The organism is Bacillus sp. LQ01, from assembly GCF_057624735.1.
The window spans coordinates 1-2,495 of the sequence record NZ_JBYEZL010000020.1 but is presented as its reverse complement, the minus strand read 5'-3'; the positions used below and the strand labels follow the sequence as shown (position 1 = coordinate 2,495).

Below are 2,495 nucleotides of genomic sequence, written 5' to 3'. Positions count from 1 at the left end.
CTACTTGGTCGCTCATTTGCGACTTCCTTATGTTAACATCTTCGTTAGTTAATGTCAACTAAGTTTTTTTATTTCATTTGTCGCTTACGACGTTATTGTCATCGGCGACTTGTTCTATATTACACTTCTAAAGTATAATCGTCAATACGTTTTTTAAAAAACTTTATATTTTATAGATTTCACTTATGTATTTCTTCTATAGTTATATACAAGCACCCCACAGGACTATCTATGGGGTACTACTCTATTATAAAAACTATTGCTCTTTCGACGGCGCCGAACAACTTCCATCAGTACAAGAAAGATCGCTTCCACCCTCTGAAGAAAGTTCTTGTAACTTAGGTGCAGGATTCTCTTCTTCCCACACTTGCTGAAGTGCACCAACAAAAGTTTCAAGTGGTTGTGCACCTGAAATAGCATACTTTTGATTAATAATAAAATAAGGTACTCCCGAAATTTGATATTGCTGAGCAATCGCTTCATCAATTCTAACATCATTTGCATACGCATTTTTATCATTAATAACATTTAAAGCCTCTTGCTTATCTAAACCTGAAACTTCAGCGATAGTAGCAAGTGTATCCACATCACTTAAATTTCTCGATTCAGTGAAGTATGCGAAAAGTAGATTTTCCGTAATCTCTTTTTCTTTTCCTTGATCCTTTGCAAACTTCGCAAGACGATGCGCATCAAACGTGTTCGTCGGCTTCATCTCATCAAAATTAAAACTTAAACCCATACTAGCTGCATGATTTCCTAGCTGTACGTTATTACGCTTAGCTTCTTCAATACTAATTCCATACTTTGATGCAAGTACTTCATTAATACTTGTCCCAGAATAGATTGGAGCATTTTGGTCTAATTCAAAACTTTTAAACTCAACTTCAACATCCTTCTTATGCGGAAATTGCTCTAAAGCCATCTCTAATCTGCGTTTCCCAATATAGCAAAATGGGCATACAAAATCTGACCAAACTTCAATTTTCATAGAAACACCTCATTAACTTTTAGTTTTCAATCATTGTAGCACTGAGATTAAGGAATTCAAAAGTTTTTGCTCTACCTCCTTCATATAGTACATACAAAAATACACTTATAGCAGAATACCTAATTAACAAAAAAACGATAATCAAAAGGATTAACTATTATCCCTCCGATTATCGTCTATATAAATGCAACAACTTTAATTATGCCGGAATATACTTCCCTACGAACTTCCATACAGTATTCCAATATTTATTCGAATCTACTTTCTCCGCTTCTCCATGTCCAGCACCTGGAACAATTAATTTCTCTTTTTCTACTTTTGCAGCATTATATACTTCATCTAACATTTCAAAAGGAACGAATGTATCAGCATCCCCATGAATGAACAGCATAGGTGTTTTACTTTTCGCTACTTGTTTTACAGCTGAGGCCTCTTCTAAATCATACCCAGCTCTTAATTTAGTAACCGTATTTGCCGCATTCATAACAGGAAACTTCGGTAAGTGGAATAAATCTTTTAGTTGATAAGTAAATTCATCAATAACAGTTGAATATCCACAATCTTCAATAATAACTTTAACATTAGAAGGTAAATCTTCTCCTGAAGTCATCATTACAGTTGCCCCGCCCATTGAAACACCAAATAGAGCTATTTCAGCATTAGGGTCTTTCTTTAAGATTTGTTGAATCCAAATTAAAACATCTTTACGATCATGCCAACCCATACCAACATAATCCCCTTCACTATTTCCGTGTCCACGAAGGTCTGGTGCTATGACATTATAGCCTTGTTCATAAAAGTTACGAATATATTTCGTCATTTCCGATGCTCTACCACTATATCCATGAACTACAATTGCCCATTTATGACTAGATGGTTCATTCATATATTCATAACCTTTTAAATTTAATTTATCGAAAGAACGTATAGTTAATGTGTTAGGTTTATACTTCGATACGAAGTTTGCATTCTTTTCTTCATTTGCAGCCAATACATCTCCCGACGCATTTACCGTTTCTACTAAATGAGGATTATCTTTCAAAAATTCCTTTTCTTGTTTCGCATTCAACGCGTAGTTATAAAAATAATTCCCAACTAACATATACACGATTACTAGCAGGACTAAGACTACTATAGTAATTATACTTATCTTTTTCATATTATCTCCTTTTCTAACTTAAATCTTCTTATATTAAAGTACATCAAAAACAACTGTACTATTTTAACATACCAATGAATTCTATCTTTAAGAAATAAAATAGAAAATCTTAAATTACCTGTCAAAAATCACGAAACAAATTGAATAAAACTTATATAGCTACGTACTCAAAAATCTTTTAAAAAATGAGCAGCACTTCAAAATATTTAGCTTTGAAAAGAAGTTATAAAACACAAAAAAGACGAGTCATTCTGACTCGTCTTAAAGTTGCTTGGCGACGTCCTACTCTCACAGGGACAAGGTCCCAACTACCATCGGCGCTAGAGAGCTTAACTTCCGTGTTCGGTA

At 33.9% G+C, this 2,495-nt stretch carries 2 protein-coding genes and 1 rRNA gene; all 3 read right to left on the bottom strand.

Annotated features, from left to right (window positions below):
• Positions 1-256: 256 nt before the first annotated feature.
• A complete protein-coding gene (locus AC22L0_RS29185) occupies positions 257-988 on the bottom strand; it encodes a DsbA family oxidoreductase (protein ID WP_000687938.1) in 732 nt (243 codons plus the stop codon).
• A 199-nt stretch (positions 989-1,187) separates the two neighbouring features.
• The gene (locus AC22L0_RS29180) at positions 1,188-2,147 is read right to left on the bottom strand and encodes an alpha/beta hydrolase (protein WP_087964757.1); all 960 of its coding nucleotides are present in this window, start codon (positions 2,145-2,147) and stop codon (positions 1,188-1,190) included.
• Positions 2,148-2,416: 269 nt separating this feature from the next.
• A 5S ribosomal RNA gene (gene rrf, locus AC22L0_RS29175) occupies positions 2,417-2,495 on the bottom strand; the annotation flags it as partial.